Below are 16983 nucleotides of genomic sequence, written 5' to 3'. Positions count from 1 at the left end.
CGGTCTGATGGTCCGGCCAGCTGGCAAGGTTGACGTCAGTGCGACACGTCCGGCAGGCGTGCCTCCTGACACGATCCTGCTTTCGAATGGGCACTACAACGTGCTTCTGACCGAGGCCGGTGCCGGGTATGAAACCTGGCGCGGCCTCGACATCACGCGTTGGCGTGAGGACGGCACACGCGATTGCTGGGGCCAGTTCTGCTACATCCGCGACCTTGAGAGCGGCGAGGTCTGGACGATTGGCCGGCAGCCGATCTGCCATCCGGATGCGATCTACGAACACACGTTTCACGGTGATCGTGCCGAGTATCGCTGTTTGCTCGGAGACATCGATCTTCGATGGGACGTGGCGGTCGCACTGGATTGCGATGCCGAGGTGCGTTTGCTGAAACTCTGCAATAAGGGTGAGAAAGCGAGAAAGCTTGAGCTGACAAGCTATTCCGAAGTCTGCCTGAATGGTCGAAGCGCCGATAGCGCACATCCGGCATTTGCCAAGCTTTTCATCGAAACCTGGTTCGATACCGAAACAACCGCTTTGTTCGCACGGCGCCGGCCGCGCAGTGCATCGGAGCGCCCCGTCTGGGCGGTACACGTGTCTGCGTCAAGCCGCCAGGGCCATGTGGTGGAATATGAAACGGACCGCTACAGATTTCTTGGCCGGCGGCGGACGGCCTCAAACCCTGACGCCCTGGTGCCGGGGAGCCGTTTATCAGGGACGACGGGCCCCGTGCTCGACCCTATCTTCAGCCTGCGCCGGACAGTCGATCTGGAACCCTCCGGAATGGAACTGATCGCATTCGTAACGGGCTCAGCCGATAGTGATGTAGACGCTGCCGCAATAGCAAGACGCTTCGCCAATATCGACGCCGCGCGTCAAGCGTTGGTGGACGCCGAGAAAAACAATGAAGGCCCGCCCCAGTCACCCTCTCCTCAAGAGTTGGCCGTCTACAATCGGCTCGTAGCACATCTGGCATTTTCTGTTGCCGGCTTAAGGGAAGGCAGCGCGCCCGACACGAGGCGGCTGAACCGCGACGACTTGGGATCGGCGGGACTATCGGGAGCCATCCCAATTCTCCTGCTGCGTATCGACAAAACCGACGAGGACGCTCTCGTCGACAATGTCATCAATGCCCACGCATTCCTTGCCAGTCGCGGATTTCCCTTCGATCTCGCGGTCCTTGATGAAGAGGAAGCGAGCGAAAGCTTGCAGTTGAGCGCCAAGGCGACGGTCCATGTGGAGCAAACCCTCGGCAAAGCCGGGGGTGTTCATTTCCCACCGAGGGCCGGTGTTTCGGCCAGTGCAGAAAATGCGATCACGGCCGCCGCGCGCCTCGTCCTTTGCTGCAGTCAAGGATCCCTTTCAGCTCAACTTTCGGCGAGATCGGCCACCACTTTTCCGACGCTGAGGGAGACCAGGACGAATGTTTCCGCCGCGCACGAAAGGCGTCACGAGGCCCCACGAGATGGCCTGCTTTTTTGGAATGGCCGTGGAGGGTTTACCAAAGACGGGCGCGAATATGTGATCGGAGCGGATGCGACGCCAACGCCGTGGTGTAACGTCCTTGCCAATAGCGCGTTTGGCTGCCTGACGAGCGACAGCGGTCTTGGGTACACTTGGGCGGGCAACAGCCAACTGAACAGGCTCACGCCCTGGTCTAACGACCCGGTCTCGGACCCGCCGAGTGAAGTTATCTACTTGCGCGATGAGCAGACGGCGGAGCTATGGACGCCGACGCCTTTGCCTCTCGGCCAGACATCGACGACGAGGACGAAGCATGGTCAAGGTTACACGTGCTACGAAAGCAGTCGCGGACCATTGCATCATGAAATGACTGTCCACGTGCCGGCCTCGGGAGCGATCAAGGTTGTCCGCCTTGCTATTCGCAACGACGGAAAACGACTTCGCCGCCTTACCGCCACCTACTTCGTTGAATGGGTCCTCGGCACGCTGCGCGAAAGCGCATGCTCCCGGGTCGAATGCGAATTTGACAGCGAGATCGGTGCTATCGTTGCCCGGAACGTCTGGGAAGGGGATTTTTCCGGAACGCTCGCATTCGCCGCCTCAAGCGCGCCTGTCCGATCGTTCACATGCGATCGGCGCGCGTTCCTCGGCAGAAACGGTTCCATCGCTCAGCCGGTGGGATTGGAAGGCTTCGATCTCGGGGGACAAACCGGTTCTCTGCTCGACCCCTGCGCAGCCCTCATGGTCAGCGTTTCAATCCCGCCGGCGGTGACCGTCGAGCTGGTATTCGTGCTCGGGCAGGCCGAAAGCCGCGAGGAAATGCGCAGGCTCGTCCGCGAACATGCCGAACCGAGGGGCGCCAGGAACGCGCTGGCAGCCGTTTCACAACAGTGGGATCATCTGCTGAACGCCGTCACGGTCCGAACGCCAGATACGGCCTTCAACCTCATGATGAACCGCTGGTTGCTCTATCAGGTGTTGGCTTGCCGTATCTGGGCGCGAACAGGGTTCTACCAATCCGGCGGCGCCTATGGATTTCGCGACCAGCTCCAGGACGTCGCAGCCCTCGTCCATTGCGCGCACGATGAAGCGCGAACGCACATCCTTCGCGCTGCCTCGCGCCAGTTTGCCGAGGGAGACGTTCAACATTGGTGGCATCCGCCATCGGGTGCCGGCGTGCGCACACGCATGACGGATGACCTCTACTTTCTGCCCTACGTCGTCCATCACTATGTATCGGTCTCCGGAGACTACGGGCTCCTCAGCGAACAGGTTCCTTTCATCGTCTCGCCGCCTCTAGAGGACGAGGAGGAGGAGCGCTACGAGGTGCCTCCGGCCAGCCAGGAGAGCGGGACCGTCTATGAGCACTGCTGTCGGGCACTTGACCGAGGTTTGCGGCTAGGCAGCCACGGGCTTCCGCTTATGGGAACGGGCGATTGGAACGACGGCATGAACCGGGTCGGCGCGGAAGGCAAAGGCGAGAGCGTATGGAACGGATGGTTCTTTCTGACCGTCCTTGGATCCTTTGCCGCCATCGCATCGGCGATGGCAGATGACGAACGGGCCAAATGGTGCAAGGAGCGCGCCGAGACCCTGCGCATATCCCTGGAGACCCACGCCTGGGATGGCGCCTGGTATCGCCGTGCCTACTTCGACGATGGCACTCCCCTCGGGTCCCAGTCGAACGACGAGTGTCAGATCGACGCGATCCCGCAGGCCTGGGCAGTTATCTCGGGTGCTGCAGATGCCGAGCGCGCCGCGCAGGCAATGCGCGCGGTTTGGGAGCGGCTCGTTCGTACCGACAGCGGCTTGATACAGCTTTTCGATCCGCCGTTCGACAAGGGCGCGCTGCAGCCCGGCTACATAAAGGGCTATGTGCCCGGAATTCGGGAGAATGGCGGCCAGTACACCCACGCGGCCACGTGGGTGGCGCTGGCGACAGCATTGCTGGGGGATGGCGATCGGGCGTTTCAGCTCTGGAGCATGCTCAATCCCATCAACCATGCCCTGTCACCCAAAGACACCGACCGCTACATGGTCGAGCCATATGTTGTCAGCGCCGACGTCTATGGCGCCGCTCCTCACACCGGCCGCGGTGGCTGGACCTGGTATACGGGATCGGCGGGCTGGCTGTACCGCGTTGGTCTTGAGGCCATTCTCGGCATTCGCCGTCAGGGGCCCCGGCTTTTTGTCGAGCCGTGCATTCCCACCGGGTGGTCGACATACGATGTTGATTTTCGGTATGGGAGATCAACATACCGTATCAAGGTGAGCCGAGATTCCAAACGAGGACAGAAGCACTATTCGCTGAGCCTTGATGGCAGGAAGGTCGCTGACCGAAGTGTTCCACTCGTGGACGACGGACGAGATCACGACGTCCGCCTCGTGGTGGCCTAGCCATGCCGGGATTGTTGTCGACAGACCCCGAATTGAACCGGATGCCGACCGAGCAGGATCTTGCCCGGCTGCAGTTCACGACGCTGCTGTACTATCTGCATTGCACCAATCCCGACAACGGCCTCGTGCGCGACAAGACACAGGAAGATGCACCCGCAAGTATTGCGGCGATCGGCATGGCGCTGGCGACGATCCCCGTGCTTATCGAGCGGGGCATTGTCATTCGCAAGTTCGCCGCAAAGATCGCGCGTCGACGGCTGCAGTTTCTCCTGCAATGCCCGCAAGGGCCGGAGCCGGATGCTTCCGGCTACAAGGGCTTCTTCTATCACTTCCTGGACATTGAGACCGGCAGACGCGTTTGGGAATGCGAATTGTCGACGATCGACTCCGCCTTCCTTTTCGCTGGTGCACTGACGGTGGCCGCCTATTTTGATGGCGATACGCCGGATGAAATCGAAATTCGCCGGTCGGCAAATGCGCTCTATGAGCGTGCCGACTGGAACTGGGCCTGCGATCACGGACTTACGCTGACCCATGGCTGGCGTCCGGAGAACGGCTTCATTCCCTATCGCTGGCGCGGCTACGACGAGGGCCTGCTTCTCTACATACTCGGTCTCGGCTCGCCGACCCATCCGCTGCCGGCGGAAGCCTATGCCGCCTATACCGAAAGCTACGACTGGCGGAACCTTTATGGTCGCGAGCTGCTCTATTCGGGCCCTCTCTTCACCCACCAGCTCTCGCATATGTGGATCGATTTCCGTGGGATCCGTGACGAGTTCATGCGCGAGCACAACAGCGACTATTTCCAGAACAGCCGGCACGCGACATTCGTCCAGCAGGAATATGCCATCCGCAATCCGCAGAATTTCGTCGGCTACGGCGAGCATTGCTGGGGCTTCACGGCGAGCGACGGGCCGGGTTGGACCAAGCGTACCGTGAACGGCAGCGAAAGGGAGTTTTTCGATTATCTCGCCCGCGGCGCGCCCTTCGGCCCGGATGACGGAACCGTGTCGCCCTGGGCCGTCGTCGCCTCGCTGCCGTTCGCGCCGGAGATCGTCATCCCGACAATCTGGAACTGCGCCCGCATGAAGCTCGGCATGACCAGGCTTTACGGCTTCAAGCCATCGTTCAACCGAAGCTTTCCGGTGGAAGGAACCGAAGCCGGTTGGTGGGTCAGCCCCTACCACTTCGGCATCGACCAGGGCCCGGTCGTCCTGATGATCGAGAACTACCGAACAGGCTTGCTGTGGAACATCATGCGCCGGTGCGCGCCCGTGGTGGTGGGTTTGAGGCGAGCAGGTTTTTCCGGCGGCTGGCTCTGAGGGCCAAACCAACAAAAGGTACTCAGATGGACAGCCAGCCAGTACCGATCAGAACGACCGCATTTCGTTTCGCAAGAGCTGTCCGATTTTTCCTGGCATCCGAAGTCGGCGGCAGGGCCAGGTGGATGTTTGCCGGGCTCATGGCTCTGCTCTTCGGCTTGAATGGCCTCAACGTGGTGAACAATTACGTCGGCCGCAATTTCATGACTGCGATCGCCGAGCGCCAGATGGATGAGTTCGTTCGGCAAGCGGTCTTTTACATCTGCGTCTTTGCCGTCCTTACCGTTGTCGGCGTCATCGCACGCTTTGTCGAAGAACGGCTGGCGCTGCTTTGGCGCGGGTTCCTGACGAGACGCGCCGTCGATCTCTATCTGGAGAATGAGGCCTATTATCGCCTGGAGGTCTCAGGGACGCTGAGCCACCCGGACCAGCGGATATCCGAAGACATCCAGGCATTCACGGTTACCACCCTCTCCTACATCATCATGTTGTTCAGCAGTACACTGACGGTGGTGACGTTCTCAGGCGTGCTTTGGTCCATAAGTCCCCTGCTGTTTGTCGTAGCCGTGCTCTATGCGGCTTGCGGCTCCTACATGACGATCGTTTTGGGGCGCCCTCTCATCGGCCTGAACTATGAGCGACTCGACAAGGAAGCGAGCTTCAGGTCCAGCCTCATGCATGTGCGCGAAAACGCTGAATCGGTGATGGTGGCCAGCGTTGAAGGCCAGCAAAAAACGCGATTGATGCAGCGCCTCGATGATCTGATCGCCAACATCCTCACCATTACCGCGGTCAACCGGAACTTGGCCTATTTTACGAGCGGCTACAATTGGATGATTCAGATCATCCCGGACTTGATCATTGCTCCGGCTTTCATGCGGGGGGAAATCGAATTCGGAGTGATCACGCAATCCGGCGCGGCCTTTGCCATGCTCGTGGGCGCGTTCTCCTTGATCGTTCGGCAATTCAATTCGATCTCAAATTTCGCCGCAGTGGTTTCCCGGCTGAGTTCCCTGCTCGAAGCCATTGAAAAGAGCCGAACAAGGGGTGGTGGGACCGGCATCGAACTGGTCAAGCAAGATGGCAATTTGGCCTTCGACCACGTGACGTTGGGCTCGGCTGGCGGCCACGCATTGCTACATGATCTGTCGGTAACGATCCCGCCGGGAACACCGGTGTTGATATCGGGATCGCATGGGGCTGCGGGTGCAGCGCTCTTCAGGGCAACCGCCGGAATTCCGACCGCCGGCGCCGGGCGGATCCTGCGCCCGAACGACCTGATGTTTCTTCCGCAGCGCCCCTATCTGCCGCCGGGGTCGCTTCGGCAAATTCTTCTGCCTCCGGATAACCCGGGCGATGCCTCCGACAGTCAAATGCTCGAGGTCGTGCGCAGCGTTGGTCTCGACGGCCTCGTTCACGACGCGCTCGGGCTGGAGAAGGAACAGGACCGGGAGATGTCCCTGGGTGAGCAACAGCTCTTGGCTGTCGCCAAGGTGCTTCTCGCCAGACCGCGATATGTCTTTCTTGACCGGCTTGAAGCAACCCTCGGTCATGAAACGTTTCGGAAGGTGCTGAACCTGCTCTCCAAGAACGCGATTACCTGCATCAACAATGGCGAAGAAGGCGACGCGCGTCATCTCTACGAAGCCGTGCTGGATTGTCAGGAGGATGGCCGTTGGACATGGACCCATCGCCGAGCATGACCGCTTCGCCTCGCACCGCACTCCTTGCTCGGGACGACATCAAGCGCGATGCGGGGGCGGCCAAAGCCTGTCACTTTGGGCCCGACGGCCGCTGGCCCACCAGACTAGCCGAGCCTTTTCCCTCTGGCGAAGGCGCGCTCGCGGCAGCCAAGTGATCCATGGAAAACGACCGCTGTTACCGGGGGGCGACGATGCCCTGGTAGTAATCGCCGTCACCGCCAACATAGTGCGTGCCACCGCCGCCGGTCTGCGAGCAGGCGGCCAGAGTGACGAGTGCGAACAGCAATACGATCGTTCTCATGAAGTCGGTTCCTTTCGGGCCTTAACAGCGGCTATGTCCTTGAGACTAGTGGGTATATAAGGATTAGCGTACGGGACAGGCAGCATCTAGTCGGTGGTATAGCAAAACGCTTGATCGTTGAAGATGTAATTTGTACCGGCGACCACTTGGCCGCTCGCGCATCCAGAATCTCCATGAATTTGTGTAAATCTTGGTCAATGATCGATGAGCGCGCGGGCTAGATCGGCTGCTGCTTGTTCCCCTGCTCCCGCTCCTGCCAGTATCTGAGGCGAAGCCGTGGCGCCATGATCCAGGCGACGAACGGCGTCGTGACAAAACAGGCGACGACCAGGGCCGGGATCGAATACTTCGCGTTGTCGGCGAGAACCGGGATCGACAAAACCGTTACGATGCCGATTCCGAACAGGATGGCATTGATCATCAGGCCGACCATGATGGCGAGTTGCAGGCGGACGGACATTTCGACCTCCCCGAGCTTCGAGGCAACGTTGCACTCCAAAGAAAACTTCCCGGCGTTGATTGTATCAGAGATCGCGAATTCGCGAAATGGTCGAAGGTGCAGAGCCGCAACCGGCCGCGCCGGCGACAATGCGTCACGCATGGTGCGCCGCCCCTGTCGCGCGCGAAAATCCGCCCTATGCTCTTAGGCGAGTGATTGAAGACGCATGATCGCAACGCACGCAGAGCGTCGGCGATGCGACCTCAATCGATGCCGCCTGAGGGAGACCGCATGACGAGCCCATACGAAACGCTCGGCGTCAGCCGCGAAGCGACACAAAAGGACATCCAGAGCGCCTATCGCAAGCTCGCCAAGAAATTGCACCCGGATCTTAACCCGGGAGACAAAGGAGCGGAGGACCGCTTCAAGGCTGTTTCGGCGGCCTACGCCCTCCTCAGTGACGAGGAGAAACGCGGCAAATACGATCGCGGCGAAATTGACGAGACGGGTGCGGAGACTGCACCCCGCCACTACTACCGCGACTATGCCTCGTCTGGAGATACGGCGGGACGCTACGAGAGCGCACATGGCTTTTCGGATTTCGCGGATGCGGACGATATATTCTCGAGTTTCTTTTCCCGTCGCAGCGGCGGCCAGCAGCAACGCCAGCGCGGCCGTGATCAGCACTTTTCCATGGAGATCGGCTTTCTCGACGCGGCCAACGGCACCAAGACCGAGATCAGCCTGCCGGGCGGCGGACCGGCGCTTGATCTCACCATCCCGCCCGGCACGCGCGACGGCCAGACGCTGCGGCTGCGTGGCAAGGGCGAACCCGGGTTCAACGGTGCGCCGGCCGGCGACGCGCTGATCGATATCCGCGTCAGGCCGCATCCTCTTTTTGCAACCGATGGTGACGACGTTCGCTACGAGGTGCCGATCTCACTGAGTGAAGCGGTGCTCGGCGGCAAGATCCGGGTTCCGACGATCGACGGGGCGGTCAATGTCACGATCCCGCCGCACTCCAACACCGGCAAGACATTGCGTTTGAAGGGCAAGGGCCTGCACAAGTCCGGCGGCGGCCATGGCGATGCCTATGTCAGCCTGAAGATCGTGCTGCCGCAGACCCCCGATCCGGCGCTATCCGCCTTCGTTGAAAGCTGGGCAGACGGAAAGGCGGAAGACCCGCGCAAAGGCATGGGAGGGCAAGCATGAACGACCGCGAATTCTGCGAACACCTCGACATCGAGGTGAAGGTCTTGCGCATCTGGATCGAACAGCGTTGGCTGATGCCGCGCGAGGCGGAAGCAGGCTGGCTTTTCGAAGACGCTGATCTTGCCCGCGCCCGTCTGATCCAGGATCTGACAGGTCCAATGGGCGTCAACGACGACGGCGTTGATGTCGCCATGCGACTGCTCGACCAGATCCACGGCCTGCGTGGCCGCCTCGCCGTGTTGATGAACGCCATCCGAGCCCAGGAGCCGGAAGTTCAAAGGCTCATCCTGTCCAGAGTTGAGAGCGAATAGTCGCCGTCCCGCGCGTCCAGTAGCCCGATCGTTTCGGCGACGAACAAGGTGTCGACGAACTCCGTCAGATCGACGATCCGCCCGTCACGGAACGTGAACTTGTCGATGATTTCGGTCCGTTGACGGATTTGCGATGGAATGAAGCAAACGACGCCGGCGCGGTGGACGACGATAGTATCGCCGTCAGCGTAAGCGCCAACCATCTCCATCTCGCTCAGGTCCCAGTTCTCAACGAGGGCCTGGAAACTGCTGCGCACCGTTTCCGGCGTGTTGACCCCGAGCGCCATCGTGCCGAGCCTGCCGTTTCCGACGATGCGGAAGCTGAAGTCCGGATCGAGTTGCGCCATCATGGTGTCGAGGTCGTTGACGTTGCGGGCAAGGTAGAGGGCCCGAATCCTGGTTTCCAACACGCTTCGCTCGGTCATTTGAAGCCTCCCCGTTTCTATCTGGGCGAGTGTGCGCGAACTTTAGTGATATCGCAAGTACAGGTTCGCGCTTCGGGATTCGTTCACCGCAACTGCCACGAATCTGGCCGTCGTTAGGATTTTATTAAAAGGCAGGTGCCGGTTTTTACACGCCTGCAAGTGGAGTTGAGCGACAAGAAAGGATTGAACGACGGGAAGGCAGGAAAGACGTGACACAGGTCGTCACAGTATCCGCGACGACAGCGGCCTATGCAGCGGAAGCGCTGAAGCCGTCTGCACGCGTGCGGGGTGACGGTCCGACCGACGAAGCGATCACGCTGCTTTCGATCCGGCGCGCCGAGGAGCCCACGCTGACGCCGGTCTCGATCCCAAAGACCAAGGGCGCCCTGCCCCTCTCCTTCATGCTCATGAGCGCCGATGGCCGGTTGCCGGAACGCTCGGAAGCCGAAGCGCTGCGCCGCTATCTCGAATTCATGCGCGATGACGACGACGGAGCCGAGAGCCGCGAAAACGAAGACCGGCAGGATGAACCGGCCGGCCAAGAGGATGAAAGCGACGCCGCCTGAGGCGTCGCAATCTCTCAATCAGTGATGCTTGTGTCCGCCGGCCGCCGCGCCGCCCTTGGCCGAGCCCACCGGGAACGTCGCATCGACCTTGCCAGCCTTTTCGAAGACGAGCGTGACGGGAACGGCTTCACCTTCCTTGAACGGCGTCTTCACGTCCATGAACATCAGATGCAGGCCGCCGGCCTTGAGCTCGACCGTTTCACCGGCCGGTACGCCAACGCCGTCATCGAGCTTGCGCATCTTCATCACGTCGTTTTCCATCTTCATTTCATGAATTTCGACGCGAGCAGCCGCGGGGCTTTCGACGGCCACGAGCCGATCCTCGCCTGCCCCGCCATTCCTGATCGTCAGGAAGCCACCACCGACCTTGGCGCCCGGCAGCATGGCTTTGACCGAGCCGCCTGATATCTCGAGGTCGCCAAGTTTCGCCGCCCCGTCGGCAGCAGCCATATGCCCGCCATGGCCGGCATGAGGATCGGCAGCGTAGGCCATCGTTACCGTCACTGTCGGCGCCGGGCTCTTCAGGTCATGCGCGTTCTGGCCTTCGGCAGCAACCTGATCCCAGACGACCTTGCCTTCGGTTCCGCAAAGCTGCGTGGTCGGGAAGGCAAGCACGGTTTCCTTGTCGAAGCCTGAGAGTTTGCCGCGCACGACAAAGGTGTCGTAGTAGTCGTCCGAGAGGTTGCCGCCCTTCCAGCGGATTTCCACCGGGCCGGACGAGACTTTCTCGCCATGATTGTCGTAGGTTTTCTGGTAATCGCCCTTGATCACCTCGAGCTCCCAACCGGGCTTCGGCTGCGGTTTGGCGAAGACGAAGCCTTCGGGCAGCTTGATCTGCACTTCCGTCGTCGGCTTGCCGTCGCAGCCGTGTGGCACCTGCAGCACCGCCTTGAAGGTGCTCTCCACCGGCGCCTTGTCGTTTTCGAACGTGGCGTGCGCGTGGGCAATGCCGCTTGCGGCAAGGGTAAGGCCGAGCGAAAGCGAAGCCAGTCTGGTCGTGTTCATGTCGTAATCTCCTGACCACGGGGGTGGTCCAAGCCGCTTGAACGCGGCGAATTGTAATGGGACTGCGAGAGGAGGATTACGAGCGTGTCGGCGGCCCGCGCGAAGGCGGCAGCAGGCGCAGATGCTGATGGGGCGTGGCGTTGTCAGCGAGATCCGGCGATAGCTGCCATTCGCCGGCATCGGCGCGAACGCTCTCGGTCGGCGGAACTGGCAGGAGGATCGAACCTGAGAGCCGGCAGGCTTCGCAGACCGGGGCCATCGATTGGCCCTTGCCGCTTTGGTGGTCGACGCCGTCCATGCCGAAGCAGATTTCGGCGATCGAACCGTCAGGCAGCTGATAGGCGGCGATCTCGGCCGGCGTCAGCGTCTTGGCGATGAGCGGCTTGTGGGCAAAGGTCAGAAACACGAGCGCGAATACGGCGATCAGCCGCACTGCTATCCCGAATTTGCCTTCGCGCCCTGTCATGGTCATCCCCGGTATTTCGCTTGGGTTATCCTCAACCGGAGAAGAATGCAAAGACAGAATTGCCGCACCCGCCGTGGCTGCGTCTTTTGGTCGTGCGACAAAAATGTGTTTCACCGCGACACCGCCCTCTTGCCAAGCTCCCGCCTTCGCCGTTATCTGGAGACGATCTTGTTGGGAGAAGCCGGTTCAAACCGGTGCCGAAGGAGCAACCGCCCCGGAAACTCTCAGGCCAAAGGACCAGCAAGGTGCCGGTAGGACTCTGGAGAGAAGCGTTTCAACGCTCGCCGAAGGGATAACAATCTCAGGCAAAGGGACAGAGGGGGCTCGAATCGACGGCGATTGACGCCGGAAGTGTGAGCCGGCGCGGGAGCGCCAGACCTGGAGGCCGGATTTGGAACAGAATCCCCATTTGAAACATACGCCGCTGCATGCGCTGCACCTTTCACTCGGCGCGCGCATGGTGCCCTTTGCCGGTTACGACATGCCGGTGCAGTACCCCGATGGCGTGATGAAGGAGCACCAGCACACCCGTGTTGCCGCCGGTCTCTTCGACGTTTCGCATATGGGCCAGGTCATTGTCCGGCCGAAGTCCGGCAAGATCGAAGACGCAGCGCTTGCGCTTGAAAAGCTGGTGCCGGTCGATGTGCTCGGCCTTGGCGAAGGCCGGCAGCGTTATGCGATCTTCACCAATGCCGAGGGCGGCATCCTCGACGACCTGATGATCGCCAACCGTGGCGACCACCTGTTCCTCGTCGTCAACGCCGCCTGCAAGGATGCGGATTTCGAGCATCTGAAAAAGGGGCTCGCCGACACCTGCGAAGTCACCATGCTCGACGACCGCGCGCTGATCGCGCTGCAGGGTCCTCATGCCGAAGCCGTGCTGGGCGAATTGTGGGCCGATGTCTCGGCCATGCGCTTCATGGACGTCGCCGAAGCCGATCTGCATGATGTTGCCTGCATCATTTCCCGCTCCGGCTACACCGGCGAAGACGGTTTCGAAATCTCCATTCCCGTCGCATCCGCAGTGGATGTCACACAGCGGCTGCTCGAGCATCCCGATGTCAAGCCGATCGGCCTTGGCGCGCGTGATTCGCTGCGTCTGGAAGCGGGTCTTTGTCTTTATGGCAACGACATCGACACCACGACCACGCCGGTCGAGGGCGCCATCGAGTGGGCGATGCAGAAGGCCCGGCGGGCCGGCGGCGCCCGTGAGGGAGGCTTCCCCGGTGCCGATCGCATCCTCGGCCAGCTGGCCGATGGCGCTTCGCGCCGCCGCGTTGGTTTGAAGCCGGAAGGACGCGCGCCCGTGCGCGGCGGCGCAAATCTGTTCGCCGATGCCGAGGGCAAGACGCCTGTCGGCCAGGTGACGTCGGGTGGTTTCGGCCCCTCCGTCGATGGCCCCGTCGCCATGGGCTACGTCGATGCCGGCCACATCGAAATCGGCACCACCCTCTTTGCGGAAGTGCGCGGCAAGTACCTGCCCATAGCGGTCGCCGCCCTGCCCTTTGTCAAACAAACCTACAAACGCTGATCAGGAGAGAGCGCACATGTTGAAGTTCACTGAGGAACACGAGTGGCTGAAGATCGAAGCTGGTGTCGCAACCGTCGGCATCACCGAGCACGCCGCCGGCCAGCTTGGCGACCTCGTCTTCGTTGAGCTGCCGGAAACCGGCTCGACCTTCGCCAAGGGCGATACCGCCGCCACCGTCGAATCCGTCAAGGCAGCCTCCGACGTCTATTGTCCGCTTGACGGCGAAATCGTCGAAGTGAACCAGGCGATCGTCGACGACCCGTCGCTGGTCAACAGCGACCCGCAGGGTGCTGCCTGGTTCTTCAAGCTGAAGCTTGCCAATCCCAGCGAAGCCGACGCCCTTCTCGAAGAAGCGGCCTACAAGGAGCTCGTCGCCTGATGAGCATGCCCAAGGATTTCACCTTTACCGACTACAAGCCGTATGACTTCGCCAACCGGCGTCATATCGGCCCGTCGCCGGCCGAAATGGACGAGATGCTGAAGGTCGTCGGTTACCCGTCACTCGACGCGCTCATCGACGATACCGTGCCACCGTCGATCCGCCAGAAGACGCCGCTCGCCTGGGCCGCGCCGATGACCGAGCGCGAGGCGCTCGACAAGATGCGCGAAACGGCCAACCGCAACCAGAAGCTCGTGTCGCTGATCGGCCAGGGCTATTATGGCACGATCACGCCGCCGGTGATCCAGCGCAACATCCTGGAAAACCCGGCCTGGTACACGGCCTATACGCCCTACCAGCCGGAAATCAGCCAGGGCCGCCTCGAGGCGCTGCTCAACTACCAGACCATGGTCTGCGACCTGACCGGCCTCGACGTCGCCAACGCCTCTCTGCTCGACGAAGCGACCGCCGCAGCTGAAGCCATGGCGATGGCCGAGCGCGTCTCGAAGTCGAAGGCCAGGACCTTCTTCGTCGACGAGAACTGCCACCCGCAGACGATCGCTCTCCTGAAGACCCGCGCCGAGCCGCTCGGCTGGCAGATCGTCATCGGCAATCCCTTCACCGATCTCGATCCGGTCGATGTTTTCGGCGCGATCTTCCAGTATCCGGGCACCTACGGCCACGTGAACGATTTCACCGGCCTGATCGCCCGCCTGCACCAGACCGGCGCGATCGCAACCGTCGCCGCCGATCCGCTGGCGCTGGCTCTGCTGAAGTCGCCCGGAGAGATGGGCGCCGATATCGCTATCGGCTGCACCCAGCGCTTCGGCGTGCCGGTCGGCTATGGCGGTCCGCATGCGGCCTATATGGCGGTCAAGGACGCGCACAAGCGCTCCATGCCCGGCCGCCTCGTCGGCGTATCGGTCGATGCGCGCGGCAACCGCGCCTATCGCCTGTCTCTGCAGACCCGCGAACAGCACATCCGCCGCGAGAAAGCGACGTCGAACATCTGCACCGCCCAGGTGCTGCTCGCCGTCATGGCCTCGATGTACGCGGTGTTCCACGGACCGAAGGGCATCAAGGCGATCGCCCAGAGCGTTCACCAGAAGACCGTGCGTCTCGCCATGGGCCTTGAAAAGCTCGGCTATACCGTAGAGCCCGATGTGTTCTTCGACACGATCACCGTCGAAGTCGGCAAGCTGCAGGGCATCATCCTCAAGACCGCGGTCGCCGAGGAAGTGAACCTGCGCAAGATCGGCGAGACCAAGATCGGCATCAGCCTTGACGAGCGCTCGCGCCCGGTCACGCTCGAAGCCGTCTGGCGCGCCTTCGGCGGCGACTTCAAGGTGGAACAGTTCGAGCCGGGTTACCGCCTGCCGCAGCCGCTTCTGCGCACAAGCGAGTACCTGATGCACCCGATCTTCCACATGAACCGCGCAGAAAGCGAGATGACGCGCTACATCCGCCGTCTGTCGGACCGCGACCTCGCGCTCGACCGGGCGATGATTCCGCTCGGCTCGTGCACGATGAAGCTCAACGCGACCGCGGAAATGCTGCCGATCACCTGGCCGGAATTCTCCGAGATCCATCCCTTCGTGCCGAAGGAGCAGGCGGCTGGCTACCAGCACATGATCGAGGACCTGTCGGAAAAGCTCTGCGCCGTCACCGGCTACGACGCGATCTCGATGCAGCCGAACTCGGGCGCGCAAGGTGAGTATGCCGGTCTGTTGACGATCCGCGCCTATCACATCGCCAACGGCAACGGCCATCGCGACGTCTGCCTGATCCCGACCTCGGCGCACGGCACCAACCCGGCCTCCGCGCAGATGGCCGGCATGAAGGTCGTCGTCATCAAGGTGAGTGAAAACGGCGACATCGACATGGACGATTTCCGTGCGAAAGCCGAGCAGTACGCGGAAAACCTCTCGTGCTGCATGATCACCTATCCGTCGACCCATGGCGTGTTCGAGGAGAATGTGCGTGAGGTCTGCGAGATCGTGCACAAGCACGGCGGCCAGGTCTACTTGGACGGCGCCAACATGAACGCCATGGTCGGCCTTGCCCGCCCCGGCGACATCGGTTCCGACGTCAGCCACCTCAACTTGCACAAGACCTTCTGCATCCCGCATGGCGGCGGCGGTCCCGGCATGGGCCCGATCGGCGTCAAGGCGCACTTGGCCCCGTACCTCCCCGGCCATCCGGAAACGGACGGACATGAGGGTGCGGTCTCGGCGGCTCCCTTCGGCTCGGCTTCGATCTTGCCGATCTCCTGGAGCTACTGCCTGATGATGGGCGGCGAGGGCCTGACCCAGGCGACGAAGGTGGCGATCCTCAACGCCAACTACATCGCTGCCCGCCTGAAGGGTGCCTATGAGGTGCTCTACAAGTCGTCGAAGGGCCGCGTGGCGCATGAGTGCATCATCGACACCCGCCCGCTGGTCGAAAGCGCCGGCGTCACCGTCGACGACGTTGCCAAGCGGCTGATCGACTGCGGTTTCCATGCGCCGACCATGAGCTGGCCGGTTGCCGGCACGCTGATGATCGAGCCGACGGAATCGGAAACCAAGGCCGAGATCGACCGCTTCTGCGATGCGATGCTGGCGATCCGCGAGGAAGCCCGTGCGATCGAGGAAGGCCGCATGGACAAGGTCAACAACCCGCTGAAGAATGCCCCGCACACGGTCGAAGACCTGGTCGGCGAATGGGATCGTCCCTACTCGCGCGAACAGGCCTGCTACCCGCCGGGCGCCTTCCGGGTCGACAAGTACTGGTCGCCGGTCAACCGTGTCGACAACGTCTTTGGCGACCGCAATCTCGTCTGCACCTGCCCGCCGCTGGAAAGCTACGCGGAAGCGGCAGAGTAACGTCAACAAAGCCGGCGGGGCGCTCGCTCCGCCGGTTTCCTCAGCGCCGTCCGGCGCCCGTGGCAGCGCGCAGCGCGTGCCCTCATCCAGATTGATTCCCGAAATCTACAAGGATCGACACCAGGACGTGACGCGTTCGTCCGCCCGCGTTTTTGGAGGCGCGCACTTACCGACGCGTGGTCATTCCGGGAGGCAGGATGGTGTTTTCAATCCAGAAGCGGACGAAGGCCTCGGCAAAGTGCCTGTAGCCGGCGACCGAAGCAGGTTTGGCCACATAGGCATTGGCGCCGGCGCGGTAGCAATGGAGCACGTCGGTCGGATTGCTGGATGACGTCAGCACGATGACCGGGATCAGGACGGTCGCCTGCCCCCTGCGGATGCGCCGCAGAAGCTCGATACCGTCGCTGCCGGGCATTTTGATATCCAGGAGCACAAAGTCGAAATGGGTGCGGGCAAGCTGGGCGATCGCGTCGTCCGCATCCGCCGCCAGCACCAGATCGATGGTCTCGTCGACCTGTGCGAAGGCACGCATGACGAAGCGCGCGTCGTGCGCGTCGTCCTCCACCAAGAGCAGTCGCTTTGGCGTCGAGACCACCTGTT

Annotated in this window: 15 protein-coding genes and 1 riboswitch; of the genes, 9 read left to right on the top strand and 6 right to left on the bottom strand. The window is 61.8% G+C overall.

The window, feature by feature from the left end:
• Positions 1-7 precede the first annotated feature (7 nt).
• Genes ACTJKM_RS12605 through ACTJKM_RS12595 form a run of 3 tightly spaced genes read left to right on the top strand, consistent with a single transcriptional unit; the run spans position 8 to position 6884 of the window.
• Complete coding sequence (locus ACTJKM_RS12605) at positions 8-3859, top strand: GH36-type glycosyl hydrolase domain-containing protein (protein WP_440660410.1); 3852 nt, start codon at positions 8-10, stop codon at positions 3857-3859.
• Positions 3860-3861: 2 nt separating this feature from the next.
• Positions 3862-5181, top strand: coding sequence for a glucoamylase family protein (locus ACTJKM_RS12600; protein ID WP_058328225.1), 1320 nt, complete (start codon positions 3862-3864; stop codon positions 5179-5181).
• A 26-nt stretch (positions 5182-5207) separates the two neighbouring features.
• On the top strand, positions 5208-6884 hold the full coding sequence (locus tag ACTJKM_RS12595) for an ABC transporter ATP-binding protein/permease (RefSeq protein WP_058328226.1): 1677 nt from the start codon (positions 5208-5210) through the stop codon (positions 6882-6884).
• 175 nt (positions 6885-7059) lie between these two features.
• Here ACTJKM_RS12595 and ACTJKM_RS12590 read toward each other — a convergent pair whose 3' ends face one another.
• Positions 7060-7185, bottom strand: a complete 126-nt coding sequence (locus ACTJKM_RS12590) for a hypothetical protein (protein ID WP_255571446.1) — start codon at positions 7183-7185, stop codon at positions 7060-7062.
• 217 nt (positions 7186-7402) lie between these two features.
• Positions 7403-7645, bottom strand: a complete 243-nt coding sequence (locus ACTJKM_RS12585) for a hypothetical protein (RefSeq protein WP_058328308.1) — start codon at positions 7643-7645, stop codon at positions 7403-7405.
• A gap of 270 nt (positions 7646-7915) precedes the next feature.
• On the opposite strand from ACTJKM_RS12585, the gene ACTJKM_RS12580 reads away from it, so the two are divergent.
• Positions 7916-8836: a DnaJ C-terminal domain-containing protein gene (locus tag ACTJKM_RS12580; protein ID WP_058328227.1), complete on the top strand. Its 921-nt coding sequence runs from the start codon at positions 7916-7918 to the stop codon at positions 8834-8836.
• Positions 8833-9147: a chaperone modulator CbpM gene (locus tag ACTJKM_RS12575; RefSeq protein ID WP_058328228.1), complete on the top strand. Its 315-nt coding sequence runs from the start codon at positions 8833-8835 to the stop codon at positions 9145-9147. Before ACTJKM_RS12580 ends, ACTJKM_RS12575 begins: the two co-directional genes overlap by 4 nt.
• On the opposite strand, the gene ACTJKM_RS12570 is transcribed toward ACTJKM_RS12575, so the two are convergent.
• A complete protein-coding gene (locus ACTJKM_RS12570) occupies positions 9111-9572 on the bottom strand; it encodes a nuclear transport factor 2 family protein (RefSeq protein WP_058328229.1) in 462 nt (153 codons plus the stop codon). The two genes, ACTJKM_RS12575 and ACTJKM_RS12570, sit on opposite strands and share 37 nt — an antisense overlap.
• A 209-nt stretch (positions 9573-9781) precedes the next feature.
• Between ACTJKM_RS12570 and ACTJKM_RS12565 the strand changes: the two genes are divergently transcribed.
• Positions 9782-10138, top strand: coding sequence for a hypothetical protein (locus ACTJKM_RS12565; protein WP_058328230.1), 357 nt, complete (start codon positions 9782-9784; stop codon positions 10136-10138).
• Positions 10139-10156: 18 nt separating this feature from the next.
• Here ACTJKM_RS12565 and ACTJKM_RS12560 read toward each other — a convergent pair whose 3' ends face one another.
• Both ACTJKM_RS12560 and ACTJKM_RS12555 read right to left on the bottom strand, forming a co-directional pair.
• Positions 10157-11143: a DUF1775 domain-containing protein gene (locus ACTJKM_RS12560; RefSeq protein ID WP_058328231.1), complete on the bottom strand. Its 987-nt coding sequence runs from the start codon at positions 11141-11143 to the stop codon at positions 10157-10159.
• Between the two features lie 76 nt (positions 11144-11219).
• Positions 11220-11609: a hypothetical protein gene (locus tag ACTJKM_RS12555; RefSeq protein WP_058328309.1), complete on the bottom strand. Its 390-nt coding sequence runs from the start codon at positions 11607-11609 to the stop codon at positions 11220-11222.
• Positions 11610-11771: 162 nt separating this feature from the next.
• A riboswitch (glycine riboswitch) is annotated at positions 11772-11859 on the top strand.
• Between the two features lie 141 nt (positions 11860-12000).
• Here ACTJKM_RS12555 and gcvT point away from each other — a divergent pair.
• The 3 genes from gcvT to gcvP are packed head-to-tail and all read left to right on the top strand — an operon-like array spanning position 12001 to position 16383.
• Positions 12001-13140, top strand: coding sequence for a glycine cleavage system aminomethyltransferase GcvT (gene gcvT, locus ACTJKM_RS12550; RefSeq protein ID WP_057250236.1), 1140 nt, complete (start codon positions 12001-12003; stop codon positions 13138-13140).
• Between the two features lie 16 nt (positions 13141-13156).
• On the top strand, positions 13157-13519 hold the full coding sequence (gene gcvH, locus ACTJKM_RS12545) for a glycine cleavage system protein GcvH (RefSeq protein ID WP_057250234.1): 363 nt from the start codon (positions 13157-13159) through the stop codon (positions 13517-13519).
• A complete protein-coding gene (gene gcvP / locus ACTJKM_RS12540) occupies positions 13519-16383 on the top strand; it encodes an aminomethyl-transferring glycine dehydrogenase (protein WP_058328232.1) in 2865 nt (954 codons plus the stop codon). The genes gcvH and gcvP overlap by 1 nt, the downstream gene beginning before the upstream one ends.
• A gap of 166 nt (positions 16384-16549) precedes the next feature.
• Here gcvP and ACTJKM_RS12535 read toward each other — a convergent pair whose 3' ends face one another.
• The gene (locus ACTJKM_RS12535) at positions 16550-16978 is read right to left on the bottom strand and encodes a response regulator (RefSeq protein WP_057250231.1); all 429 of its coding nucleotides are present in this window, start codon (positions 16976-16978) and stop codon (positions 16550-16552) included.
• Positions 16979-16983 lie beyond the last annotated feature (5 nt).

It is taken from the genome of Ensifer sp. 22460, from assembly GCF_052044935.1.
Lineage (GTDB): Bacteria > Pseudomonadota > Alphaproteobacteria > Rhizobiales > Rhizobiaceae > Ensifer.
This window is presented reverse-complemented; position numbering and strand designations above follow the sequence as displayed.